This is a genomic window from Kaistia defluvii (genome assembly GCF_040548815.1).
Lineage (GTDB): Bacteria > Pseudomonadota > Alphaproteobacteria > Rhizobiales > Kaistiaceae > Kaistia > Kaistia defluvii_A.
In genome coordinates this window covers 86,516-108,060 of the sequence record NZ_JBEPSM010000004.1, presented here as the reverse complement: position 1 = coordinate 108,060, position 21,545 = coordinate 86,516, and the positions used below count along the sequence as shown (strand labels likewise).

The window sequence follows — 21,545 nt, the reverse complement described above, 5'->3', positions numbered from 1 at the left end:
GCGGGATGGCGAAACAGGGCGGCGACTTGCTAGCATGCGGCAGATTCGTTCGCCTGCCTAACCGGGAATTTCCATGCTCGATGGTCCGCGCCTTACCCCGCTTTCCGGCGGTCCCGCCAAAAAGCTCGTCGTCCTGCTGCACGGCGTCGGCGCCGACGGGCATGACCTGATCGACATCGGCAAGCATTGGGCGCCCTTGTTTCCCGACGCCTATTTCGTGGCGCCCGACGCGCCCGATCCGTCCGATTGGGGCATGGGGCGGCAGTGGTTCCGGCTTTCGGTGCGCGATGCGCATGAATATTGGCAGGGCGCCTCCGCCGCCGCGCCGAAGCTGGACGAATTTCTCGACGCCGAACTGCAGAGGCTCGGCCTCACCGACGCCGATCTGGCGCTGGTCGGTTTCAGCCAGGGCACGATGATGGCGCTGCAGGTCGGCCCGCGCCGGCCGCGCGAAATGGCCGGCATCGTCGCCTATTCCGGCCGCATCGCCGGCGTCGAGCGGCTGAAGGCCGAGACGAAGAGCCGGCCGCCGATCCTGCTGGTGCATGGCGCGCTGGACGAGGTCATTCCGGTCGCGGCCCTCCAGGAGACGGAAAAGGCGCTGCGCGATGCCGGTTTCGCGGTGGCCTCGATCGAGCGGCCCGCCTTGGGACACAGCATTGACGAGGCCGGACTTGCCGCAGGGGCCGCCTTCCTGAACCGCATTTTTGCCACAGCCGACGTCTGATCGTCGCGCACGCAAACGTCAACGTTTCATTGGCTTCACAAGGATGACACAGAGCCTATAGACTATTTGGGCAATCTCGAGGTTCGGCACGTCTCAACAGAGGAAGCCCATGTCTTGACGATAGCCGTGTCACCCGGCGCCCACCCGGCCCTTGTGCTCAATGCCGACTACCGGCCTCTGAGCTATTACCCGCTCTCGCTCTGGTCGTGGCAGGATACGATCAAGGCGGTGTTCCTCGATCGCGTCAACATCGTCTCCGAATATGACATCGACATCCGCAGCCCCTCCTTCCGGATGCGGCTGCCCAGCGTCGTCTCGTTGAAGAGCTATGTGACGCCGACGCGAAATCCGGCCTTCACGCGCTTCAACGTGTTCCTGCGCGACCGCTTCCAGTGCCAGTATTGCAGCACCCGCGAGGACCTGACCTTCGACCATGTAATCCCGCGCGCCCATGGCGGCCAGACGACGTGGGAAAACGTCGTCGCCGCCTGCTCGCCCTGCAATCTGCGCAAGGGCAGCCTGACTTCGGCCGATGCGCGCATGTGGCCGCGGCAGAAGCCGTTCCAGCCCAGCGTCTCCGACCTGCACAACAATGGCCGCGCCTTCCCGCCCAACTATCTGCACGACAGCTGGCTCGATTATCTCTACTGGGATACGGAACTGGACCCGTAAACCCACCCTTTCGCAGCCATTGTCCGAGTCTTGCCGCAGCTGATCCGCATCACCGATCCCGCCGATCCGCGCATCGCGCCCTATTGCGCCGTACGCGAGCGCGACCTGGTCGGGCGCGACGATCACTTCATCGCCGAGGGCGAGGTGGTGCTGCAGACGCTGGTTCAATCGGAGCGCCACCAGCCGGTCTCGCTGCTGCTCGATGAAAAGCGCGTCGATGGCCTGTCAGCCATCACCAATCGCCTGGCGGACGAGGTGCCGGTCTATGTCGCCAGCCAGGCGGTGCTCGACGGCATTGTCGGCTTCCACATCCATCGCGGCATTCTCGCGCTCGGCCACCGGGCGCCCGCGCCTGTCCCCGACGCGCTCTTGGCCGGCCTCGAGGGCAGGGCGCTCGTCGTCGTGCTGATGGGCATATCCAACCACGACAATCTCGGCGGGATCTTTCGCAACGCCGCGGCCTTCGGCGCCGACGCGATCCTGCTCGATGCGCAATGCTGCGACCCGTTCTATCGCAAGGCGATCCGGGTCTCGGTCGGCAACACGTTGACCTTGCCGCATGCCAGGCTCTCGCCGGATGACGATGTCGTGGCGCTGCTGGAAAAGTATGGCTTCACGGCGGTGTCGCTGAGCCCGAATGGCGAATATCGGCTGGCGGAGCTGAAGCGTCCGCCCCGCGTCGCGGCGCTGCTCGGCACGGAAGGTCCCGGCCTCGACGCCGCCGTGCTGGCCCGCACGCTGACAGTGCGGATCCCCATGGCGCCGGGCGTTGATTCCCTCAACGTCGCGACGACGAGCGGCATCGTCCTGCATCAGCTGACGCAGGCGACCGGCGACGAGTAGAGCGGGTGGTACCTTCACCTCTCCCTGAGGGAGAGGTCGGAGCGGAGCTCCGGGTGAGGGTTTAGGAAACTTCCGGTGAGGCCGTAAACCCTCATCCGCCGGCCTCCTTCCGTCGACCTCTCCCTCAGGGAGAGGTGACAGGCTGTACGTCTGCCTTACGCCTGCCGCAGGCCGGCGCGGAGCAGGGCGGCGGCGATGATGGCCGAGACGACGGCGTTCCAGCCGGCGAAGGACAGGCCGAGCACGCGCAGCGCTGCCTCGCCGCAGTTCACCACCTTCGTCTTGCCGATCTGCGCCAGAAGGTCGCCGGCATTCCCTGTCGTCGCCAGGCCGCCGCCGCAATCGGCCGGTCCGAGCCAGAACTTCCATTCGACGCCGGCGTGATAGAGGGCGAGGCCGAGCCCGGCGAGGAAGATCAGGCCGGCCAGGACGAGTAGCGCGCGTGCGAACCCCTCGGATTTACGGGCGAGGAGCAGCAGGATCGCGACCAGCAGGACGGGCAGGCCGAGATAATAGGGGATGCGCTGTTCGAGGCAGAGCTTGCAGGGCGCATAGCCGCCGAAGATCTGGAAGCCCCAGGCGCCGAGGATCGCCGCGAGGCCCAATCCGAAGCTGAGGACGGCAAGCGGCAGGCGGCGGGAAGAACTATCGGCCATTCAGGTCTCGCTTTGATCGATGCGGTCTGCTTCTAGCCCGGTGGGGTCGAAGCTGTCGACGTCCCGGTATTTCACATCCGCGTGGGGTGGGGATAGCGCCTCGTGGGGGAGGCCCCGACAATTGGGCATAGGCGCGAAAACGCCGTTGCTTCTGGCGCAAGCCTGACTATAGTCGCGCCGTCGCAGGCCACTGGCCAGCGCGTTGCGGGCGTGGTGGAACTGGTAGACGCGCCGGACTCAAAATCCGGTTCCGAAAGGAGTGTCGGTTCGATTCCGACCGCCCGCACCATATCATTCAGGTGAAGCCTATCCTAAGGGGCTGTTTTTACAGCGCTTTTTGTTTGCCTGCCTCTTGACCATTGACCCCATGCCCTGATCTCGTGTTACTTACCGGGATACATACCGGGTTACAAAGGGGTCTTTCGTGGGGCGACCGAGAGCGGATTCGAGCGACCCGATGCGCTACCTTCAGGTGCGCTCCGGCCTCTATCGCTACTACCGCCGGGTGCCCCTTTCGCTCCAAGGAATCGACGATCGTTTCCCCTTCGTCCGGATAGCACTGAAGACTGCCGACCTGCGGGTGGCGATTGCCAAGCGCGATGCGCTCGAGCATGCCGATAACGAGCTTTGGGCTTCCTATCTGGGCGGGCAGGGCGTCGATGCAGCGCGGGCGCGCTACAGGACAGCGGTCAAGCTGGCGGAGGCCATGGGCTTCGCCTATCGGCCGGCAGCCCAGATCGCGGACGCCGAGTCGGTCGAGCAGATCCTGAAGCGGTTTGGCGCCATTGGCGGGCGGGATGCGCCGGCGGCGGTGGTCAATGCTGCGCTTGGTCTGGTCGACAGGCCGCCCGTCACGATCTCCCAAGCCTTCGAGATCTACAAGAATGAGATCGTCGCGGACACGCTGCTGGGCAAGAGCCAGAAGCAACGCCGCTCCTGGACGAACGTCAAGAAGTTCTCCGTTGCGCTGTTCGTCGAGCTGGTCGGGGACAAGCCGATCGAGGACGTCACTCGCGCGGATGCCAAGAAGATTTATGATCACTGGCGCGAGCGGATCGCGCCGGCCGAGGGCGTGCCGACGCACACCGCCTCGATTGGAAACCGGCATCTCGGCAACCTGCGCGTCCTCTATGGCGAGTATTTCTCGCACTTGGGCGAGGACAAGAAGAACCCCTTCGCCGACTTCAGCTTCTCTGAAAAGGTCCGGCGCAAGCGACGCCCGCCGTTCCAGCGGGAGCATCTGCTGCGGTTCCTGCAGCCTGGTGCGCTGTCGGCCATGAACGCCGAGGCAAGGGGCATCTTTCTAACCGTGATCGAGACGGGCTGCAGGCCAAGTGAGATCGCCAATCTGAAGCCGGACCACATTCTTCTGGACCACGAAGTGCCCCATATTTCGGTCGAGCCTAGCGTCGATCCTGAAGACCCGCGGGAGATCAAGAATCACAATTCCGTTCGGCGCATTCCCCTCATAGGGGTTGCCCTGGCCACCATGCGTGCCTTCCCGAACGGCTTTCCCAAATACCGCGACAACAACGACCGGCTATCCGCTGCGCTGAACAAGTTTCTGCGGGAAAATGGCCTTATGCCGTCCCCTCAACACACGGTCTACAGCGCGCGCCATGCCTTCGAGGATCGTATGCTGATGGCCAGCTTCGACACGGAGCTGCGCAAGATCCTGATGGGCCACAGCATCGACCGTCCCGAATATGGCGAGGGCGGCTCGATGGCCTGGCGGCTCGAGCAGCTCAAGCGGATTGAGCTGCCCTTTGATCCCGTGATTGTCTCGCTCTCGCGAGGGCGGCGGTCATAACGTCCTGATCGCTGCTGAGCTTTTCAAGCTCGCGCTCGAGCCGGCGATAGAGTGGCACGAGGCGGTCGCCGTCGGCCCGGCTCGTCATGATGGCGGCGAGGGTGTCGAGGCATTCATTCAGGTTCTCGACGGTCGGGGTCATCGGCGCGCCTATCGCCCGCCAACGTCTGGCGCGGGAGAGACAGGACGCAGACGGGATGCAACCAGTGCCTTCCGATTTGCTGCAGTCTTGAGCACAACAAGACCGACGTCGCCGTCGATATCGCCTGCTTCCGGCGCAACGCCCATGGCCTCGACAATGGAACAGCGAATGGCGCAACGGACGTAGCGACGCCCTTCGCGCTTGGTGTAATAGCCTCCGCCATTCTCGATCTCTGCGCGGGTGTAACGTCCCGCCCAAGGCAGAGGGAAGGCGTAGCCGGCATTTTTCGGCCGCCAGAAGGTGACGTAACGCTTCCCTCGCCATTCGGGCCGGAAGTCAGCGACATAGTAGAACTCGTCGTCAGCAGCTTGTGCCTCAGGCGCGGGGCGCTGGAACTTAGACCCATCGGGGTCGAAGCCGTGCTCCAGGCACAGCATGCGCGCGAAGGTCGAGCCCAAGCCGAAGATCTTCATCGCCACAACCCAATTGGGGGACTTCTGCAGCTCACGCTTACAGAAGCTGCGGGAGTTCAGGAGAATGATATCGGCGGGTAGCGCCGCCATCGTCTTCCGGAACCTTTCCCATTCTTGCTCGCGGGTTTCGCCCATCACGTTTCCCCCTTCGGCACGGGAGAGGCGCGGCCCGCGTCCCGGGCTGTCGCAGCCAGTGACAGGGCGCCTTCGCAGGCGTTCTGGCGCGTCATGCTGCTGCCCTTTCTGTCTCGACATGTTGGGTCCACTGGCGGGCTGAGGCTGTCGCCATGCCGGGAAAGGATCGGCTGCGTTCCTTCCATCTCTCCGGGCCGGGCGGCATCCGATGCACGCGGTTCCACGCCTTCCATTCCGGACTGTCCTTGTCAGGCAGGGCCAGCTGTTCAGTAGCCACCAGTCCCGGAAGGCCGCGAAGATACCAGCCCGTCGCCTTGAATTCGGGATGACCAAACCAGTGCGGTTGCACCATTTGGGGTCGAGGGAGATCAACCGGCATTCGGGCGCGCGCGAGGTCATGCATTTCCGGGTTCTCGATTGCCACGCGCGGCACGGGTGCATTCCAGCAGGCAAGGAAAAGATCCACGCCAATCTCGAATTCCTCAATCATGCTGGGCCATGTCCGGCCTTTCGGCAGACTTTTCGGCGGGGTCATCTTGCCCGCGCCCGAGAGCCAGCGCCGCCCGGATCGGCACAGGCGCGTGCAGGGCGGGTGTGCCACGACCAGCAGATCCCAATCCCAGCCAAGATACTCCCGGATATCTCCGACGAGGTGCCGGTTGCTTCCATCTTCGGCAGGCAGGAGATCGTTGGACCATGCGTCATGGCCCAAGGCGGCGAAGGCGCGGCGGAATATGCCGGAGTATTCGCAGCCGACCAGGACGCGCATGGGGCTTGCCATGCTCATTCCAGCACCCGATTGGCCATGCTGTCGGTGGCTTGGCCACCGGCGGTGATGTGGGCCTCGAATTCCGCACGGCATTGTTCGGGCGTGCGTGCGTTCTCGTCCGAGTCGACGAAGCCTTCGTTGTCGTCGATCAGCGCCTGATAGGTTGGGGCGAGGTCGGGGATGGCGCGGGTGAGGTAGTGGAGGACGTCCGGCAGGCGCCGGGTCTCGTCACCGATGCCGTGCGTCAAATGGCTGATCGCCACGCCCAGATCAGCACGGTCGATGCTGTCGTCATCGTAGCCGGAGCCGGAGCCGGAGCCGGCGATGGAAGTGCTGTCGCACTCTCTGCATCTCAACATGATTGCTTCTCCAGCCATGCCTCGAGCGCGGCGATGGCCGCCGGGTCATCGGCGTTGCCCGCGCTGAGGCGAAGGACGATGTCGGTGGCCTGGGCCAGCAGAACGACCGCCTCGCGCGGCGGCGGCACCTTCTCGTGGCGGGCGGTGCGGATCAGCGACCAGGCTTCGGCGATGTTGTCGCCGGCGAGGTCGAGCGCGCCGAGGTCGGCGGTCGTGCGCGCGCTCATGCCGCCCACCCATAGGCGAACAGGCCCAGGGCGCCGATGCAGAGGGGCGTGCAGAAAAAGGCCAGCCAGTCGGCGCGATCACTGGCGTGAATCGCACCAATCATTTCGATGATGGTGGTCATGGGGATCTCGTCGAAGGACATGATCGTCCGGCGACGCGGCTTCGGCGGAGGGGGAGGGCGCCGAAGCCGCGCTGGCCTGACGATCGGTGTCAGGCGGCGATGCGGTCGTTCGACTTGCGCTCGGCGAGCTGGCGGGCCTGCGGGCCGTACATCAGGATCTCGGCCTGGGTGAAGCCGCAGAGCTTCAGGTGGCTCTCGTCGCAGCTGCCGTTGATCGAGGTCTGCTCGATCATCTCGCTGGCCATAAGATTGTGGATGCCACCGGTGCGGCGGGCCAACTCAAGGGCGGTTTCGTTGCGGCTAGTGCGGCGGGCTCGCAGCGGGGTATTGGGGGTATGCATGGTCGCTCCATCGGAACCGGGTTCGGTTCGGCGCGCTAGGCTGATGCCTGTGCCGATGGGCCATAGTCAACACGATGCGTGTTAGGTGTCAACACGTATTATGTTGGTCGGCGGTGCATTCATTTCCAGCTGCACGCCGCTTGGAGTTCCGCGATCTTGTCTTGAAGCCCGGCTATCTGAAAAACAGTCTCCACTGGGGATTCACCGTATGGCACGACACGCATTGCCAACACCTCGCGATTTAAGAGGGTGCGGATGAACGGAATCGCGTTTGCGCCATTCCAAAGTCCTGCAGCCTCATGGTCGCTAGATATTTGCCAAGCGCCTGTCTTCCTTCCAAAATCGTCGATGCGCCATTCCACGCGCGTCTGGTCGGAGCCCAAGAACGTCTCCCAGGTGACGAGTACACTTGTGGTCTTTTCGTAGCACCTAACCCATAGCGTAGGCGTAACAGAGCGCTTGAATCGATCTTGGATGCTTGTCCCGCGCACCGAGAGGTAAACGTCGTCGGTCCCTGCAATCTTTGACTTGTCGTGTGCAACCTGCCAATCGCTCCGGGCGACATCAGAAACGGGCGCCTTCGTCGGATCTCCAGAGGGCTTAGAGATTGCGACGGGAGCACTTTCCAAAGAGATTTTCCCGTTGGCCTTATTAACCTCTGGGTCGGCGTCGACCTCTTTGTCGAAGCATCTGAGACGCTGCGCGTCGTCTGAAAGCCTGGCACAAATGGCAAGGCGGCTGCTCAAATCCTGAGCCCACAACGGTTGTTGAAACGCCCCAATTGCAAGTCCAACCAGTGCTGCTAAAGCCCGCCCGCCCAATCAGCTCACCACACCGAAGCGCCTAACCACTCTGCCGATAACATTCAAGTCGGCCAGGTTGCGCTCTTTGGGCGCGTGTTTAGGGTTGTCAGATATCACTCTCACCACAATGTCGTCGTCGCGTGGGTTGGAGGCTACCTCGAGGCGTTTCACAACCACGCCGCCAAAATCGTCAGTTAGGGCATATATGCCATCAGGTGAAGGAAGCCTGTGTCGGGTGTCGACGAAGACGAAATCGCCCTCCGTTAGTGTTTTCGACATCGAGTCTCCTTGCACGGGGAGAATGGCGATATCGCCGGGCTTTAGGCCGAGGGCTAGCAGAACTTCTGAGGGTAGACGCCAGTAGTCACGTATGTGTTCGGCGGCAAAGGTCATCCCGTGCTGTCCGGGGACGCCATGGCTAACGATCGAGACGCCCCCGCCACCCATTCCGCCTGTGACATCAATCTGCGCGATTGCATCGGATGGAATGCCTCGACGGCCAGTTTCCGAGCCTATGGTCGCCTGATCATCGGTTTGGACGTCCGGATCAAACTCCTGTCCGAGTGGCACACGCTTAAAATCAGACTCGTCGCCGGTCAAAAGCCAAGCCGCGCTGACCCCGAATTTTCGGCTGTACTTCTTGGCCATCTCTGCATCGTAGCCGTTCTGACCATTCTCATGAGCGGCGTAAGAAGATGCCTTCAGGCCTAGCGCAGCCGCAGCCCTGGCAGCTGAAGAAAAGCCAGCGTTCAACCGAGCCTGTCGCAGGCGTGTGCCTTGAGTGTCCATACCGACCACAACATCATATATGTCAACACTAATCATGTTGACCAGTCAACATGATGCGTGTAACTGTTCGGTCCATGCACACGATCGGCGATCTCATCTCGGCCTTCGACGGCAACACCAAATTTGCGGCGATCATCGGAAAGAATGCCTCAACGGCATCTGAGATGAAGCGGCGGAATTCCATCCCGCTTGAGTATTGGCCGAGAATCATCAGAGCCGCTCGGGATCTGGGGATCGAAGGGGTGTCCAATGACACCTTAGTCGCGCTGCACCTCGGCAAGGACGTCGCAGCATGACGCCTGACGAAATTCTTCGCCGTTTCGACGGCTCCGACTTTCCGGCCGTGGCCGGACCGCCAAGCGACCGCCACCTTCTCCCGGCGGTCGTGACTACCCTTTGCGCCACTCTCCGGCGCATCGGGCCTTTCCTCCCAAGACTTGGAGCGGGCCGGCACTACCTCCTTCAGCCGCGCCCGCTCCATTTTGGCCAGGATCCACATCCGGACGGTCGACATCTTCGAGGGCCTCCCTGAGCCGCTTCTGACGCTCCGTTTCTGACAGATCTAAACCGTTCCCACGCCGGGAAAGCCGCATGGCTTTTCCCAGCTCGGGAAAGCTTTGCCCGAGGCCAATATGTCCCGACCCATTTCCGACGCATGGTTCCACCGCGTGAAATCCGCCACCCGCGATCTCGTCCAGGCCTGCGGCGGCGTGGTGCGAACCGGCGAGATCTCGCACAACTCCAAATCCGAGGTTTCGCGCTGGCAGACAGCCACAGACGAAGCCATCATTCCGCTCCCGGCCGTGCTTGTGCTCGAGGCCGATTGCGGCCTGCCGCTCGTGACGACGGTCATGGCGGATCTGGGCGGGCGCCGGCTGGAGGGGCCATCCGACCAGGCGGGAAGCGCAACCGCCGTGCTCGGCCACTATGCCGACACCATGCGGGCCGCATCCGAGCTGATGGCTTCGACCGCCGCAGCGCTGGCCGACGGCAAGTTCACCGGCGCCGAGCTGGAAATCCTCGACCGCAACGTCGGCGCTCTGGAGCGCGCGGCGGCTGGCCTACGCTTCTGCGTTGCGAGCGCCAAGGGCGGGTCTGCACTCAAGGTCGTGGGCGAGGGCGCCTGACATGCGCGCCGTTCCGCAGTCGCAGCCTGCCCGCGACCGGTTCTGGCTGGCGATCGCCATCCTCATCCTCTGGCTCGCCTGCGGTGCCGGCCTGCTGATCGGCGCCGTCGAGATGTACCAACGTTCCCTCAAGCTCTGGTGGCCCGCATGACCTGGAAGCAAAGCCGCTCCGGCCTCGCGATCGATCTGGTGGATCCCGACCTGTCGGCGATCGACATTCATATCGACATCGCCATTCCGCTCTCGCTCATCAACCGTTTCGACGGCCACGCCAGCAACCAGGCTCTCGCCGGCTATTCGGTTGGCCAGCACTGTATCAAAGGTGCGGACGCGATCCTGCACGAGACCGGCGGCGACACCGACGCCGCGCTCGCCTTCCTTCTGCACGATGCGCATGAGGTCTTTTCCGGCGACATCACCACGCCCGTCGCCGAGAGCCTCGACCGCATGGCGCTCGACACGCTCGGCCGCCCGGCGAACGGGATCATCCGGCGCGCGATCAAGACGATGAAAGCCCGGCTGGACGTGGAGATCTACAAGCGGCTCGGTCTCGACTGGCCGCTTTCCGCGCACCGCGCCCATCTCGTCGCCGACATGGACCTGCGCATGCTGCGGGCCGAGCGAGACGAGCTGATGCGCCCAGCGCCGAAGCCTTGGGGCAATGCGATCGAGACGGCCTTGCCGATCCCCAGCCTCGGCTGGCGCGACTTCCTGTCGATGCGGCCGGCCGATGTGCAGGTTGGGTGGATGGATCGGCTCGTGGACTGGCACCCGTGCATTGGCCGCCTTCCCAAATGGGAGGGCGCGGCATGAGCGAGATGGGTCACAACAGCGGCGCTGACGACGAAGTTCAGGGCGTCGCCGCGGCGCAGCTGCGCTCGATAGTCGAGCGGATCGAGCGGCTGGAAGACGAGAAGAAGGCGATCGCCGACGACATCAAGGATGTCTACGGCGAGGCCAAGGCCAATGGCTACGACACCAAGGCGCTGCGCAAGATCGTGGCGCTGCGCAAGCAGGACGCCAACGAGCGCGAAGAGCAAGAGGCGATCCTCGAGCTCTACAAGAACGCGCTGGGGATGGTCTGATGGAACCGACATCCACCCTCCGCCCCATTGAGCAGCCCGCACCCGATGCGCTGCCGCACCCGGCCCATGCCGGCGCCGGCCCGGCACCGCAACTGGCCTGGCTCCGGATCGCCCAGCTTGTGGTCGACCCCGCCTATCAGCGCGGGATCACGGCTGGCGGGCGCAAGAACATCCGCGCCATCGTCGCCGGCTTCCGCTGGGCGCGCTTCTCGCCGGTGATCGTTTCGCCGATCGAGGGTGGGCTGTTCGCCATACTGGACGGCCAGCACCGGACGACGGCGGCTTCGCTGATCGGCATCGACAGCGTGCCCTGCCAGATCGTCTTCGCGACGCCGGGCGAGCAGGCCGAGGCCTTCACGGCCATCAATAGCGCGACGACTCGCGTCAACGGGCTCGCCCTGTTCCGGGCGGCGCTCGCCGCGGGAGACGCCGAGGTGATCCGCATCGCCGAGGTGGCGGCGCGCGCCTCGGTCACCATCCTTGCTTCGCCCACCATGGAGCTGAAGCAGAAGCCGGGTGAGACCATGGCCATCGGCGCGCTGAGGATGCGATCCGCGCGCATGGCGACGAGACGGTGATCCTGGCGCTGCGCTGTGTCCGCGAGACCCGCAACAATGTGCAGGGCGGGCTTTCCGCCGCCATCATCACGGCGATGGCGCACTTCGTGGCGAAGGCCCTTTCGTTCGGTCACGAGCCCGTGGCGATCATCGCCTTCTTCGATAGCGTGATCCTGATCCGCGAACTCGACAAGGCCAAGATGACCGAGCGGCCGAGGGGTGTGGCGGTCTGGTCCGTGCTGGCGGACCGGCTTGACGCCGCCTGGGCGAAGCACACTGCCAAGCGGGGTGCCTAGCGATGTTGCCCTTCCATGCCTTTGCCAATCTGTTCCCGCTGATCGAGGGCGTGGCCTTTGATGAGCTGGTGGCCGACATCGCGGCGCGCGGCCTGCGCGAGCCGATCCTGCTGCTGGACGGCCAGATCCTGGACGGCCGCAACCGCTATCGCGCCTCCCGCGCGGCGGGCGTCATCACCAGCGAAGACACGGTCGAGCCGAAGGATGCCCGGCACTTCGTGCGGTTCATTCCGGCCGCTGATGGCGACCCGCTCGAATTCGTTATCTCCAAGAACATGCACCGCCGGCACATGGACGAAAGCCAGCGGGCCATGGTGGCGGCGCGCCTTTCGAACATCTCGCACGGGGGCGACCGATCCGGCGAGCAAGAGGCAAATTTGCCGGTTGCTGTCACGCGGGCCGCAGCGGGCAACATGCTCAAGGTCTCGGAGCGCAGCGTCGGCACCGCACGCGCCGTGCTTTCCCATGGATCGGGCGAACTGATCCATGCCGTTGATCGGGGCGACGTCTCGGTCACGGCGGCGGCGGATCTGGCGTCGCTGCCCTTGGCCGAGCAACGCCGGGTCATTGAGGGGATGGACCGGCGCGCCGTGTCGGCCGTCGTGAAATCCATCCGCGATGAGAAGACGGCGGAGAAGAAGGCAAAGCGCGCCGGCCGCGAAGCCGCCCTTGCCGTCAAGCAGCGGGCGCTGCCCGAAAAGCGCTATGGCGTGATCTATTCCGATTGCGAATGGCGCTTTGAGCCCTTCAGTCGCGAGACCGGCATGGATCGCGCGGCCGACAATCACTATCCCACCACATCGACAAACGACCTGGTGTTGCGCGACGTCGGCAAGATCGCGGCGAAGGATTGCGTGCTCTTTCACTGGGCCACGGCGGCGATGCTCAAGGCCGCTCTACGCGTCATGGAAGGCTGGGGCTTCGAGTACAAGTCGCATGTCATCTGGGGCAAGGACCGGATCAGCACCGGCTACTGGAGCCGCAACAAGCATGAGCTGCTGCTGATCGGGACGCGCGGCAATGTGCCGGCGCCCGCCATGGGAGAGCAGTGGGAATCGCTCATCATGGCCCCGGTTGGCGAGCACTCGGCCAAGCCGGACGCCTTCTATGAGCTGATCGAAGCCTATTTTCCGAACCTTCCCAAGATCGAACTGAACGCCCGCCGCGCGCGGCCGGGCTGGGACGCCTGGGGCCTGGAAGCGCCGGAGGTCGGCGCATGAGTATTCAGGTTGGCGACGGCTTCGAGTTCATCCAGACCCGGGACCAGAAGATCCGCGCCTCGCGCGCGGCGCTGGCCGCTCTGCTTCGCCATCACGGCGACACGCCGCTCGACGACGACATGCGCAAGGCTTCTCGCTTCTGGAAGGCGAAGCTCGGGGCGCTGTTCCCGGCCGAGGCCTCCGCGCTAGCCGAACCGCCGCAGCCCGAGCCGCCAGCGCTCCCGATCGACGCGACGACGCACTACCACGCCTTCACGGTGATCGCGCCGCCGCGCGTTGGCACCATGGGGCGCATTCGCCAGATCATCACGCAGGTCGCGCGCAAGCACGGCCTGACCGACAACGACATCCTCTCCGCCCGGCGTAACACGAAAGTCGTTCGGGCGCGGCAGGAAGCCATGTATCGCGCAGTCAACGAGACGACGCACAGCCTGACCGTCGTCGGCAAGGTCTTCGGCCGCGACCATACGACCGTCATGCATGGCATTCGCCAGCACGCCGCCCGCAGCGGACTTCCGACACCACCAGCCTTCAAGGAGCGCCAGCCATGAGCGGGCCGCGCTATTCCATCATTCCGGCCGACGCCGTCACCGACAACCGCCTGGAGGGCCGCGACCTGCAGGTTCTGGCCCTGCTTGGCCGGCACACGAACGATGGCGGCTGGTGCTCCCGCAGCCAGGTCAAGATGGCTCGCGAGATCCATTGCGGGCGGGCCACCATCCAGCGCGGCCTCGCCCGGCTGATCGAGTGCGGCTATGTCCAGCAGCGCGCCATGACGCGCAAGGATGGCGGCGACCGGGCGCACGAATATCGCGTGCTTCTCGACGAGGTTCGGCCCGATTCATTCATCAACGATGGTGATGAATCCGACGCATCTGCCGCCTCGGAAACCGAGGGGGTGCCCACCGGTGGGCAGGGGGTGCCCACCCAGGACGGGCAGGGGGTGCCCACCCATGAGCGGGCACCCATAAGAACGACCCTTCTAAAACGAAATGAGAGAGAGACGCGGGCGCTTGGCGCCGACATCGAAGTGACCGTTGTGGCGGCCGAGGCCGACACGGCGTTCATGGCGTGGCTCATGAGCTGGCCGACGGCAGCATCCGACAGCCTGGTGCGGACTTATCGGGCATGGATCGGGCTGACGGAGGGCGAGCGCGCCGAGGCGGTCGACCGGACGGCGGCTTCGATCGCCCAGCACCAGGGCAAGGTGGGACGGAAGGGCTGCTATGCCAGCTTCACCTATCTCGAGGAAAAGCGCTGGAAGCGGCTACCGAGTGGGGCTGTGGCGACCGCCAGTAGCCCGGCGAGGATCTTGGTCAAGCCGCGCGGCCTCGACTGGTGCGTCGTGTTCTGGCGGCGCCGGCGGGCAGGCGAGCGGGTCAAGACGATGTTCGACATGGGCATGACCAACCCCGAACTCGGCTATGGCGTTGCGGTTGCGGACCTGCCGACTGACGGCGAGCGCGCATCGCTGGTGAAGATCGCCACCTGGGACGACGCCCGGCGCACGACGCCGGAGATGGCGGCCTGGGGCGAGGAACTGGCTCGCGAGGGCATCAGCTTCACGCCCCACGACCTGCGCACACCCTTCATCTGGGTTCCCAGCCGCTGGCCGCCTGGTCGCGAGGGCAACCGGCTGGCGGCGACAGGCGACGAGGCAAGACAATGACGATGGCAATGGCGAGGCTCACGATGAATGACAAGATCTGGCGGGTGGGCGATATCGTCGAGCCTGCCGCGCGCGGCCGGGCGCTGGCGTCGTTCGTGCCAGGCTCCTGTGGCTGGTACATCGTCTATGTGGCGGGCGGCGACAGCCGCGCGACGATGGCCCTGGAGAGGCGCGGCTATACGGTCTATCGGCCGATGGTGCAGCGATGGGTTTCGGTGAAGCGGCGAGGGGGGCTGCGGGCGGATCGCACCCAGTCGAAGCTGCGCAAGGGCAAGGCATGGCGCAAGCCCGAGCCTACCCTGCAGCGAATCAGCGTGCCGCTCTATCCGCAATACGTGTTCGTCGCGATCGATCCGCGTCGGGGAACGTGGTGGGATCTGACGGATATCCCGGGGGTCGCGGCGGTCATCCGGCACAATAGCAGCGAGGTCGTGAGGCTGGCCGACGACGTGATTTCCGGTATGAAGGGCATCGAAGAACGCGGCACGTTCGACGAGGCGAAGCCAGCTAAGGCCTTGAAGCCAAAGGCCGGAACCAAGATCCGGGTTGTGTCGGGACCCTTCGCATCCTTTGCTGGCGTGGTGGTCAACGGAGGCGACCCTGTGACTGTCATCTGCGAGGTGTTCGTATTCGGTGGCAATACGCCGGTTTCCATGCCACTTGACCACATCGAGGTTCTGGCATAGCGAATTGGGGCGGACGAGAGTGACTGGAACACCATCGCAGCCCTAGGCTCTGAGCGAGGTCGGTCCCCCCGGAAGACGGCACGAACCGTTCTTCACCAGAGACGAAGTATGGCCCGGATGCAGAGATGCAGACCGGGCTTTCGTTTGTCGGGAGGTATGTCGAAGCGCCCGACGGTGTTCCGTCCCTCCCACCTGCCGACGCGGGTCGAACAGAACCGCACCTATGACCGGCACCGGGGCAGCGCTCGAGAGCGTGGCTACAACGTGCGATGGGAGAAGGCGCGCCGGACGTTCCTCATGCGGTCGCCTCTTTGCGTTGGGTGCGAGGCGGTCGGGCGTATCGAGCCTGCCGTCATCGTCGACCACGTCGAGCCGCACCACGGTGACAGCGATAGGTTCTGGGATACGTCGAAATGGCAGGGCTGCTGCAAGTGGCACCACGACGTGGTGAAGCAGCGCCTCGAGGATAGGTTCGCGCGTGGCAGCCTCGCTGCCGCCGACCTTAGGCTAGACAGCCCCGCGGCGATCGCGGTCACCCTCGCGCTCAGGGCGTGACTACGAGTCGAGGAGCTCGTCTTGTTCAGCCAAAAATAACAACACTGCAGCGGTTTGATGAAGTTGATACGCCGCGAGATGTCTAGGGACCGCGCGTGGCTCAGTTCCTGCGCCATGCCCGCCCATCTTGTTGCGGACGGTTGGGGTAGAGCTTTCGATTAGCCCTACGAGATGGTTCAGTGCCGTTCGGTGAAAAGAAGGCAAAAATCCACTTTCCGCCGCAGCGTGGATCAGCCTGCTCGCTGCGTCGTTCTCTTTGATGTCCCAGCCGCGTTTCGCTCCAATGACCTTGAGAACGCTTTCCAAGGCTCGCGCGCAGCCTACTAGGCTGTCCTCCAACTTGCCATTTCGGTACGCGGCATGCGCCTCTCTGTATTCATTCTCGGCTGCTTCAAAGCGCGGTTCGCGCAAAAGGTGAAGTACGGGCAGGACTACTTCTTGGTGAATGATCACAGAATCAACTCGGATCATTTCACCTTCGTTGAACTGGAAGCCAAAGCCTGCCTCACGGAATCGAGCGTTTATTTCCTCGATCACGTTGTCCGGTGTTGAACGCACGATGCTGCTGTAGGAGTGCCAAGATTCACGAACGATGCGATCGATCACGGTCAATGAGAGTTCAACGGCGTCGATCCAAGCATCTAGATCGTTGGTTAATTCCAACCATCTAAAGAGTTCTACATCGGGCTCATACCCGCCTGATAGTTGGTGAACTCCTATCTCGCGGCGCATCGTCTTGACGATATGGTCATATAGCGGCGCCGTGGAAGAAGGAAAATTTCGACTATTAGAGTATGGACCAAGACCATCTCCGATAATCTGCACCACTTGGATGCGCAGATGCTCAGGTATCTTCTCATATTGATAGACGTCAGCCTCTTTGGCCTCTGACTGACGTTTTCGACGAGAGTAGAGCTGGGGTAGCGCCACGCTGTTCGTTCTCCTCGGAATTTAACAAGTATGTCATCGCGTCGCGGCGTCACGTCAAGCCATGGTCGCGCATTGGGGGGGGAGTCCTAACTCTGGAAGCCCTGCCGTCCGGACCGGCGGTCTAAGAAACTCTTTGTCGGCGCGAAATTTCAGCGCGTAACTTTTTTTCCCGTACCAGAAACTGAGGTTGGTCGTGGCCCGCAGAAAGCAGGACCCGCTTCTGCAAGCCGCTCAAGGGTTCCCCGGCCGGCGCAAGAAGTCGGTCGAACGCGAGATCGAAGCCGCCGCCCAGGCGGCGGCCAAGGAACCGATGCCGGCGACTGGTCCTTATCCGGTGCCCGCCGTGTTTCTTGAAGCGCCAACCTATTGGCGCGAGGCGATCAAGATCTGGCAGGAGAAGGCGGACAGCCTGAGGGCTTCCGGTCGCCAGCGCCCGGCATTCATGTCCGGCCTGGTCCGCTATTGTATGTGGACGCAGCTGTTCATCACCTCGGTGGTGCAACTGCGTCGCGACCTGCCGAAGGGTGGGGTCTCGATAAAGGTCAAGAAGGGGGATGGCGAAACCGTCATTCGCACTCATCCCAGCATCGACTTCATGGGAAAAGCCGAAACTGCGATGCGCCTTCTCGAGGCTGAGTATGGCTTCACCCCGTATTCGGACACCAACCTGACCCGGGTTGAAACCTTCAATGCGGGGCAGGGCCGTCAGCCGTATTTGCCGGGCATGGGGCCGGGGGCTGGGGCTGGCCAAGATGCCAGCGACGACCTGGATCCGAGCGACCTCATGAATCAGGCCGACAGCGTTCCACCGAGCCAAAGCGTGAACTGATGCCCGGCAACCAGGCGGCGCCGAGCGCGCTGCCATCGTGGCTGGCGCCGGTTGCGGACGACCCAAACTATCGGTGGGCGGTCCTCGCCTGGCGGCGTGCGGCCCTCGTGGAGGGTGCGTGGTTCGACCACGCCAAGGCAGACGCGATCGTCGCCAACTGGCCCCGCGTCTTCAGGCTGACGAACGACCGTTTCAAGGGCGTTCCGTTCAAGCTCTTGCTTTGGCAGGAGATCACCGTGCGGATGCTGGTCGGCTGGAAAAAGCCGATCGAGATCATCGACGCGGCGACGCATCTGCCGGGCATCCAGCATGTCCGCTTATTCCGGCGTCTCGATCTATGGATACCGCGTAAGAACGGGAAGTCGGAGTTCCTGGCGACACTCGGCGTGCTCTTCTTCGTGATGGAGAAGATCCCTGGCGCCGAAGCATACGTGTTCGGTCGCAACGAGGACCAAGGCCGCATCCCGTTCGGGAAGATGAAGGACGTCATCCTGCAGGCGAAAGGCCTGAAGGATGATCGCCAAGGCAATGAGCGCGTCACCTTCACCGATCGAGGGATCTACCTCCGCGAGACCGCTTCGCTATGCCAGCTGCTGACGGGAGCGCCCGATGGAAAGCATGGTCGGTCTCCGACCGTAATTCTCGGCGACGAGATTCACGAATGGAAAACCCGGGAGCTGGCCGATACGCTCCGACAGGGAACGGGCGCCCGCCTGCAGCCCATCGAACTGTATGCTTCCACCGCCGGCCGCAAGCAGAATCGGACGGGCTATGAGTGGTTCGAGGAATCGCTCGCCATCTTGCGCGGTGACCTCGACGACGCGACCACGCTAGTCGTCCATTTCGGCATCGCGGACGACGACGACTGGAACGACGAGGCAGTCTGGCGAAAGGCGAATCCCAGCCTCGGCCTGACGCCCACCTTGGACTATCTCCGCGGTGAGTATCGCAAAGCCAAGGGCCGCCCGGCGGCGGAGGCGGTGTTCCAGTGTTACCACCTGAACCGGTGGGTGGACCAGGTTTCCGCCTGGCTCCCTCGCGATAGGTGGGCAGCCTGCACCGTCGACCCGAAGTCCTGGCCGCAACTCTACGCGCTGCACAAGGGCCGCAAGGCGTTCGTGACTAGCGACGTCTCGGCCACCCGGGACATTACGGCGAGAATGATCACCATCCCGCCGGATGACACATACGATCGCTGGGTGCTCATCCCGAAATTCTGGGTGCCGGAAGCCACGCTGGGCGAGCGAGCGGCGGCTGACAAGCGGGTCAACTGGCAGAAGTGGGTCGCTGATGGCGCGCTTTTCACGACGCCCGGCGACTTTGTGGACCAGAACTTCGTGATGGAAGACGTCATTCAAGTCGGTCGGGACTTCGACTTGCAGGCATTCGGCTATGACCCCTGGAATGCCGCCAAACTCGTCGCCGATCTACAGACCGCGGGCCTCGACGCCGAACTGATGATCGAGATGCGCCAAGGGCACGCAACGCTCGGCGCACCGACGAAGGAAATGGAACGGCTCGTCTTCGCTACCAAGATCGAACATGGCGGGCACCCAGTGCTTGCCTGGATGGCCGGCCACTGCACGGTGCGCTTCGACGCCAATCTAAACTACGTGCCGGACAAGAAAAGCTCCCTCGACAAGATCGACGGCATCGCCGCCGGCGTCATGGGCATAGGGCTGGCGATCGCCGGCGGTGAAGAGGGCGGCATGGACGAATACTTCAAGAGCTTGGCGGGGGCAGCGTGAACCCACTTCGCAACTTCGCCCTGAAGGCCGCCCAGGCCGTCGTGCGGCAGCTTTCGTTTCGAAATTCCGAGGGCTGGGCAGCGTCCGGTCACATGGGCGATGCCGGGGAGATCGTCACCGAATCCAGCGCTATGGCTCTGTCTGCGGTCTGGGGTTGCGTCAATCTTCTCGCCGGAACGATCTCGTCCCTCCCGCTGGTGGTGTATCGGAATGGTCCGGACGGCACGCCAGTTCCGGCCGATGACCACCCGCTTTACCGCCTGCTGCACGACAGCCCGAACTACGACCAGACCGCCGTCGACTTCTGGGACTTTCTGGCTGCATCGATCGAGCTTCATGGCGACGGCATCGCTCGGGTCGAACGGTCCGGCGCGAGGATCCTGTCAATCGTCCCGGTTGCCCCGGACCTTGTGAGCCGCCGCCGGCTTCGTGATGGAACGATCGAGTATCGGTGGTCGGATGCAGGCAAGAGCTATGTAGAAACCGATCGGACGATGCTGCATATCCGCGGCCCGGGCGGCAATCCGCTGGGCGGAATGTCGACGCTGCAGTTCGGACGCCAGGCCTTCTCTTCGGCGCGCGCCGCAGACCGCGCCGCCGCCAAGATGTTCGCAAATGGCTTGCGCCCCTCCGGTGTCGTCACCTTCGAGAAGTGGCTGACGCAGGAACAACGTGACATCGCCGAAAAGGTGCTGATGGAGAAATATGCGGGCTCTATCAATGCCGGCCGACCGATGCTGCTCGAGGGCGGTTCCACCTGGAACCAGATCACCATCAGCCCGGAGGATGCGCAGATGCTGGAGACGCGCAGCTTCTCGGTCGAGGAAATCTGCCGCTTCTTTGGCGTGCCGCCGGTCATGGTCGGTCACACGTCCAAGACCACCAGCTGGCCGACCGGCGTCGAACAGCAGGGCCAGCTGCTGCAGAAATTCACCTTGCGTCGCCGCCTGAAGCGGATCGAGCAGGCGGTCGTCAAGCAACTTCTGACCGCCGCCGATCGTGCCGCGGGCATCACCATCAAATTCAATCTTGAGGGTCTACTGCGCGGCGATAGCGCCGGGCGCTCCGCCTTCTACCAGTCCGCGCTGTCGAATGGCTGGATGACCATCAACGAGGTGCGTGCGCTGGAAGGTCTGCCGCCGGTTTCCGGCGGCGAGGTCCCCCGCATGCAAATGCAGAACGTTCCGATCACCGAGACCCGAGGCATCGGTGACAATGGCGGCCCCGCCCTGGAGGATGACGAATGACTTTGTTTCGCACGAAGGACTCCGGGCTGCAGTTCAATCAGGCCGCACCATGCTTGGAAATCAAGGCGCTGAAGGATACCGGCGAGTTTGAGGGCTATGGCAGCACCTTCGGTGGCGAGCCGGACAGCTATGGCGATGTGATCGCGGCAGGGGCCTTTGCAGACAGCCTCGCAGTCCACGCTGCCGCGGGCACCATGCCGAAGATGTTCTGGCAGCACGACGCCCGTGAGCCGATCGGCAAGTGGTTGGAGGCCAAGGAAGACGCCCGGGGGCTTCTACTCCGCGGCAAGCTGAACATGGGGGTGCAGCGCGCTCGCGAAGCCTATGAGCTTCTGAAAGAGCGCGATATCGACGGCCTTTCGATCGGCTACCGGATCAAGGAGTACTCGGTCGACACCGAGACCGGCATCTGGACGCTGGAAAAACTGGACCTGAAAGAGGTCTCGGTGGTGTCGATCGGCGCCAATGACAGCGCCACGATCGGCAGCGTCAAGGCTGCCAAGCAGGCCCATGAATTGACGGAAAAGCTGAAGGCCGGGGACCGGCTGACAGAACGAGAATTCGAGACCTGGCTCAAGGGATTGGGCTTCTCGAATTCGCAGGCGGAGCGTGCCGCGCGCCTCCACCTGAAGGGGCAGGGGGAGCCTGCCAAAGCGGATGATCCGCTCGCATTCCTGCGAGCCCTCCGGGGCTAGGCCCCATCCCTCAATCTCTGGAGAGATCCATGT

The 21,545-nt window shown here is 63.6% G+C and carries 30 protein-coding genes and 1 tRNA gene; 21 read left to right on the top strand and 10 right to left on the bottom strand.

Features of this window, described 5'->3' with window-relative positions:
- Positions 1-73: 73 nt before the first annotated feature.
- The 3 genes from ABIE08_RS20655 to ABIE08_RS20645 all read left to right on the top strand — a co-directional run bounded on the left by ABIE08_RS20655 (position 74) and on the right by ABIE08_RS20645 (position 2,242).
- Positions 74-727 (top strand): alpha/beta hydrolase, encoded by a 654-nt coding sequence (locus ABIE08_RS20655; protein WP_354553739.1) that lies wholly within the window; start codon positions 74-76, stop codon positions 725-727.
- Positions 728-841: 114 nt separating this feature from the next.
- Entirely contained in the window at positions 842-1,399 is a 558-nt protein-coding gene (locus ABIE08_RS20650; RefSeq protein WP_266331365.1) for an HNH endonuclease, read from the top strand.
- 30 nt (positions 1,400-1,429) lie between these two features.
- On the top strand, positions 1,430-2,242 hold the full coding sequence (locus ABIE08_RS20645; RefSeq protein ID WP_354553738.1) for a TrmH family RNA methyltransferase: 813 nt from the start codon (positions 1,430-1,432) through the stop codon (positions 2,240-2,242).
- A 155-nt stretch (positions 2,243-2,397) separates the two neighbouring features.
- Here ABIE08_RS20645 and ABIE08_RS20640 read toward each other — a convergent pair whose 3' ends face one another.
- Positions 2,398-2,898, bottom strand: a complete 501-nt coding sequence (locus tag ABIE08_RS20640) for a disulfide bond formation protein B (RefSeq protein ID WP_354553737.1) — start codon at positions 2,896-2,898, stop codon at positions 2,398-2,400.
- 204 nt (positions 2,899-3,102) lie between these two features.
- Here ABIE08_RS20640 and ABIE08_RS20635 point away from each other — a divergent pair.
- Positions 3,103-3,187: transfer RNA gene (locus tag ABIE08_RS20635), tRNA-Leu, on the top strand.
- Between the two features lie 168 nt (positions 3,188-3,355).
- A complete protein-coding gene (locus ABIE08_RS20630; RefSeq protein WP_354553736.1) occupies positions 3,356-4,708 on the top strand; it encodes a DUF6538 domain-containing protein in 1,353 nt (450 codons plus the stop codon).
- 150 nt (positions 4,709-4,858) lie between these two features.
- Here the strand turns inward: ABIE08_RS20630 and ABIE08_RS20625 are convergent, their stop codons facing one another.
- From ABIE08_RS20625 to ABIE08_RS20590, 8 genes are all read right to left on the bottom strand, one after another.
- Positions 4,859-5,458 carry a hypothetical protein gene (locus ABIE08_RS20625; protein WP_354553735.1) on the bottom strand — a complete coding sequence of 200 codons (600 nt, stop codon included), beginning with the start codon at positions 5,456-5,458 and terminating at the stop codon, positions 4,859-4,861.
- A gap of 91 nt (positions 5,459-5,549) precedes the next feature.
- Positions 5,550-6,239: a hypothetical protein gene (locus ABIE08_RS20620; RefSeq protein ID WP_354553734.1), complete on the bottom strand. Its 690-nt coding sequence runs from the start codon at positions 6,237-6,239 to the stop codon at positions 5,550-5,552.
- Positions 6,240-6,241: 2 nt separating this feature from the next.
- Entirely contained in the window at positions 6,242-6,586 is a 345-nt protein-coding gene (locus ABIE08_RS20615; RefSeq protein WP_354553733.1) for a hypothetical protein, read from the bottom strand.
- Positions 6,580-6,813, bottom strand: coding sequence for a hypothetical protein (locus tag ABIE08_RS20610; protein ID WP_354553732.1), 234 nt, complete (start codon positions 6,811-6,813; stop codon positions 6,580-6,582). The genes ABIE08_RS20615 and ABIE08_RS20610 overlap by 7 nt, the downstream gene beginning before the upstream one ends.
- Positions 6,810-6,935 carry a hypothetical protein gene (locus tag ABIE08_RS20605; protein ID WP_354553731.1) on the bottom strand — a complete coding sequence of 42 codons (126 nt, stop codon included), beginning with the start codon at positions 6,933-6,935 and terminating at the stop codon, positions 6,810-6,812. Before ABIE08_RS20605 ends, ABIE08_RS20610 begins: the two co-directional genes overlap by 4 nt.
- An 89-nt stretch (positions 6,936-7,024) precedes the next feature.
- On the bottom strand, positions 7,025-7,276 hold the full coding sequence (locus ABIE08_RS20600) for a hypothetical protein (RefSeq protein WP_354553730.1): 252 nt from the start codon (positions 7,274-7,276) through the stop codon (positions 7,025-7,027).
- A 119-nt stretch (positions 7,277-7,395) separates the two neighbouring features.
- The gene (locus ABIE08_RS20595) at positions 7,396-8,022 is read right to left on the bottom strand and encodes a type VI secretion system-associated protein TagO (protein WP_354553729.1); all 627 of its coding nucleotides are present in this window, start codon (positions 8,020-8,022) and stop codon (positions 7,396-7,398) included.
- 75 nt (positions 8,023-8,097) lie between these two features.
- Entirely contained in the window at positions 8,098-8,904 is an 807-nt protein-coding gene (locus ABIE08_RS20590) for a LexA family transcriptional regulator (RefSeq protein ID WP_354553728.1), read from the bottom strand.
- Positions 8,905-8,942: 38 nt separating this feature from the next.
- On the opposite strand from ABIE08_RS20590, the gene ABIE08_RS20585 reads away from it, so the two are divergent.
- The 12 genes from ABIE08_RS20585 to ABIE08_RS20530 all read left to right on the top strand — a co-directional run bounded on the left by ABIE08_RS20585 (position 8,943) and on the right by ABIE08_RS20530 (position 16,063).
- Positions 8,943-9,164 carry a carph-isopro domain-containing protein gene (locus ABIE08_RS20585; protein ID WP_354553727.1) on the top strand — a complete coding sequence of 74 codons (222 nt, stop codon included), beginning with the start codon at positions 8,943-8,945 and terminating at the stop codon, positions 9,162-9,164.
- A gap of 336 nt (positions 9,165-9,500) precedes the next feature.
- Positions 9,501-9,995 (top strand): hypothetical protein, encoded by a 495-nt coding sequence (locus tag ABIE08_RS20580; RefSeq protein ID WP_354553726.1) that lies wholly within the window; start codon positions 9,501-9,503, stop codon positions 9,993-9,995.
- A 1-nt stretch (position 9,996) separates the two neighbouring features.
- Complete coding sequence (locus tag ABIE08_RS20575) at positions 9,997-10,146, top strand: hypothetical protein (protein ID WP_354553725.1); 150 nt, start codon at positions 9,997-9,999, stop codon at positions 10,144-10,146.
- Positions 10,143-10,808 carry a hypothetical protein gene (locus ABIE08_RS20570; protein ID WP_354553724.1) on the top strand — a complete coding sequence of 222 codons (666 nt, stop codon included), beginning with the start codon at positions 10,143-10,145 and terminating at the stop codon, positions 10,806-10,808. Before ABIE08_RS20575 ends, ABIE08_RS20570 begins: the two co-directional genes overlap by 4 nt.
- 5 nt (positions 10,809-10,813) lie before the next feature.
- Positions 10,814-11,080, top strand: coding sequence for a DUF2312 domain-containing protein (locus ABIE08_RS20565; protein WP_354554217.1), 267 nt, complete (start codon positions 10,814-10,816; stop codon positions 11,078-11,080).
- The gene (locus ABIE08_RS20560; RefSeq protein ID WP_354553723.1) at positions 11,080-11,658 is read left to right on the top strand and encodes a ParB N-terminal domain-containing protein; all 579 of its coding nucleotides are present in this window, start codon (positions 11,080-11,082) and stop codon (positions 11,656-11,658) included. Before ABIE08_RS20565 ends, ABIE08_RS20560 begins: the two co-directional genes overlap by 1 nt.
- A complete protein-coding gene (locus tag ABIE08_RS20555) occupies positions 11,655-11,933 on the top strand; it encodes a hypothetical protein (RefSeq protein ID WP_354553722.1) in 279 nt (92 codons plus the stop codon). Before ABIE08_RS20560 ends, ABIE08_RS20555 begins: the two co-directional genes overlap by 4 nt.
- Positions 11,934-11,935: 2 nt before the next feature.
- Entirely contained in the window at positions 11,936-13,153 is a 1,218-nt protein-coding gene (locus ABIE08_RS20550; RefSeq protein WP_354553721.1) for an MT-A70 family methyltransferase, read from the top strand.
- Positions 13,150-13,704 (top strand): helix-turn-helix domain-containing protein, encoded by a 555-nt coding sequence (locus ABIE08_RS20545; protein WP_354553720.1) that lies wholly within the window; start codon positions 13,150-13,152, stop codon positions 13,702-13,704. Before ABIE08_RS20550 ends, ABIE08_RS20545 begins: the two co-directional genes overlap by 4 nt.
- Positions 13,701-14,822 (top strand): helix-turn-helix domain-containing protein, encoded by a 1,122-nt coding sequence (locus ABIE08_RS20540; protein ID WP_354553719.1) that lies wholly within the window; start codon positions 13,701-13,703, stop codon positions 14,820-14,822. The genes ABIE08_RS20545 and ABIE08_RS20540 overlap by 4 nt, the downstream gene beginning before the upstream one ends.
- A 23-nt stretch (positions 14,823-14,845) precedes the next feature.
- A complete protein-coding gene (gene nusG / locus ABIE08_RS20535; RefSeq protein ID WP_354553718.1) occupies positions 14,846-15,508 on the top strand; it encodes a transcription termination/antitermination protein NusG in 663 nt (220 codons plus the stop codon).
- Between the two features lie 156 nt (positions 15,509-15,664).
- Positions 15,665-16,063, top strand: coding sequence for an HNH endonuclease (locus ABIE08_RS20530; RefSeq protein ID WP_354553717.1), 399 nt, complete (start codon positions 15,665-15,667; stop codon positions 16,061-16,063).
- Here the strand turns inward: ABIE08_RS20530 and ABIE08_RS20525 are convergent, their stop codons facing one another.
- Positions 16,064-16,993 carry an STM4504/CBY_0614 family protein gene (locus ABIE08_RS20525; protein ID WP_354553716.1) on the bottom strand — a complete coding sequence of 310 codons (930 nt, stop codon included), beginning with the start codon at positions 16,991-16,993 and terminating at the stop codon, positions 16,064-16,066.
- A 193-nt stretch (positions 16,994-17,186) separates the two neighbouring features.
- On the opposite strand from ABIE08_RS20525, the gene ABIE08_RS20520 reads away from it, so the two are divergent.
- The 4 genes from ABIE08_RS20520 to ABIE08_RS20505 all read left to right on the top strand — a co-directional run bounded on the left by ABIE08_RS20520 (position 17,187) and on the right by ABIE08_RS20505 (position 21,512).
- Positions 17,187-17,822, top strand: a complete 636-nt coding sequence (locus ABIE08_RS20520) for a P27 family phage terminase small subunit (RefSeq protein ID WP_354553715.1) — start codon at positions 17,187-17,189, stop codon at positions 17,820-17,822.
- Positions 17,822-19,570, top strand: coding sequence for a terminase large subunit (locus tag ABIE08_RS20515; RefSeq protein ID WP_354553714.1), 1,749 nt, complete (start codon positions 17,822-17,824; stop codon positions 19,568-19,570). Before ABIE08_RS20520 ends, ABIE08_RS20515 begins: the two co-directional genes overlap by 1 nt.
- A 92-nt stretch (positions 19,571-19,662) precedes the next feature.
- Positions 19,663-20,817: a phage portal protein gene (locus ABIE08_RS20510; RefSeq protein ID WP_354553713.1), complete on the top strand. Its 1,155-nt coding sequence runs from the start codon at positions 19,663-19,665 to the stop codon at positions 20,815-20,817.
- The gene (locus tag ABIE08_RS20505; protein ID WP_354553712.1) at positions 20,814-21,512 is read left to right on the top strand and encodes an HK97 family phage prohead protease; all 699 of its coding nucleotides are present in this window, start codon (positions 20,814-20,816) and stop codon (positions 21,510-21,512) included. Before ABIE08_RS20510 ends, ABIE08_RS20505 begins: the two co-directional genes overlap by 4 nt.
- The last annotated feature ends 33 nt before the right edge of the window (positions 21,513-21,545 follow it).

Bases quoted from the DNA above. Each gene is read 5' to 3' on its own strand.
- ABIE08_RS20655 (WP_354553739.1), top strand. From the start codon at position 74: ATGCTCGATGGTCCGCGCCTTACCCCGCTTTCCGGCGGTCCCGCCAAA.
- ABIE08_RS20640 (WP_354553737.1), bottom strand. From the start codon at position 2,898: ATGGCCGATAGTTCTTCCCGCCGCCTGCCGCTTGCCGTCCTCAGCTTC.
- ABIE08_RS20630 (WP_354553736.1), top strand. From the start codon at position 3,356: ATGCGCTACCTTCAGGTGCGCTCCGGCCTCTATCGCTACTACCGCCGG.
- ABIE08_RS20625 (WP_354553735.1), bottom strand. From the start codon at position 5,458: ATGGGCGAAACCCGCGAGCAAGAATGGGAAAGGTTCCGGAAGACGATG.
- ABIE08_RS20620 (WP_354553734.1), bottom strand. From the start codon at position 6,239: ATGGCAAGCCCCATGCGCGTCCTGGTCGGCTGCGAATACTCCGGCATA.
- ABIE08_RS20615 (WP_354553733.1), bottom strand. From the start codon at position 6,586: ATGTTGAGATGCAGAGAGTGCGACAGCACTTCCATCGCCGGCTCCGGC.
- ABIE08_RS20610 (WP_354553732.1), bottom strand. From the start codon at position 6,813: ATGAGCGCGCGCACGACCGCCGACCTCGGCGCGCTCGACCTCGCCGGC.
- ABIE08_RS20605 (WP_354553731.1), bottom strand. From the start codon at position 6,935: ATGACCACCATCATCGAAATGATTGGTGCGATTCACGCCAGTGATCGC.
- ABIE08_RS20600 (WP_354553730.1), bottom strand. From the start codon at position 7,276: ATGCATACCCCCAATACCCCGCTGCGAGCCCGCCGCACTAGCCGCAAC.
- ABIE08_RS20590 (WP_354553728.1), bottom strand. From the start codon at position 8,904: ATGATTAGTGTTGACATATATGATGTTGTGGTCGGTATGGACACTCAA.
- ABIE08_RS20585 (WP_354553727.1), top strand. From the start codon at position 8,943: ATGCACACGATCGGCGATCTCATCTCGGCCTTCGACGGCAACACCAAA.
- ABIE08_RS20580 (WP_354553726.1), top strand. From the start codon at position 9,501: ATGTCCCGACCCATTTCCGACGCATGGTTCCACCGCGTGAAATCCGCC.
- ABIE08_RS20575 (WP_354553725.1), top strand. From the start codon at position 9,997: ATGCGCGCCGTTCCGCAGTCGCAGCCTGCCCGCGACCGGTTCTGGCTG.
- ABIE08_RS20570 (WP_354553724.1), top strand. From the start codon at position 10,143: ATGACCTGGAAGCAAAGCCGCTCCGGCCTCGCGATCGATCTGGTGGAT.
- ABIE08_RS20565 (WP_354554217.1), top strand. From the start codon at position 10,814: ATGGGTCACAACAGCGGCGCTGACGACGAAGTTCAGGGCGTCGCCGCG.
- ABIE08_RS20560 (WP_354553723.1), top strand. From the start codon at position 11,080: ATGGAACCGACATCCACCCTCCGCCCCATTGAGCAGCCCGCACCCGAT.
- ABIE08_RS20550 (WP_354553721.1), top strand. From the start codon at position 11,936: ATGTTGCCCTTCCATGCCTTTGCCAATCTGTTCCCGCTGATCGAGGGC.
- ABIE08_RS20545 (WP_354553720.1), top strand. From the start codon at position 13,150: ATGAGTATTCAGGTTGGCGACGGCTTCGAGTTCATCCAGACCCGGGAC.
- ABIE08_RS20540 (WP_354553719.1), top strand. From the start codon at position 13,701: ATGAGCGGGCCGCGCTATTCCATCATTCCGGCCGACGCCGTCACCGAC.
- nusG (WP_354553718.1), top strand. From the start codon at position 14,846: ATGAATGACAAGATCTGGCGGGTGGGCGATATCGTCGAGCCTGCCGCG.
- ABIE08_RS20530 (WP_354553717.1), top strand. From the start codon at position 15,665: ATGTCGAAGCGCCCGACGGTGTTCCGTCCCTCCCACCTGCCGACGCGG.
- ABIE08_RS20515 (WP_354553714.1), top strand. From the start codon at position 17,822: ATGCCCGGCAACCAGGCGGCGCCGAGCGCGCTGCCATCGTGGCTGGCG.
- ABIE08_RS20510 (WP_354553713.1), top strand. From the start codon at position 19,663: ATGGGCGATGCCGGGGAGATCGTCACCGAATCCAGCGCTATGGCTCTG.
- ABIE08_RS20505 (WP_354553712.1), top strand. From the start codon at position 20,814: ATGACTTTGTTTCGCACGAAGGACTCCGGGCTGCAGTTCAATCAGGCC.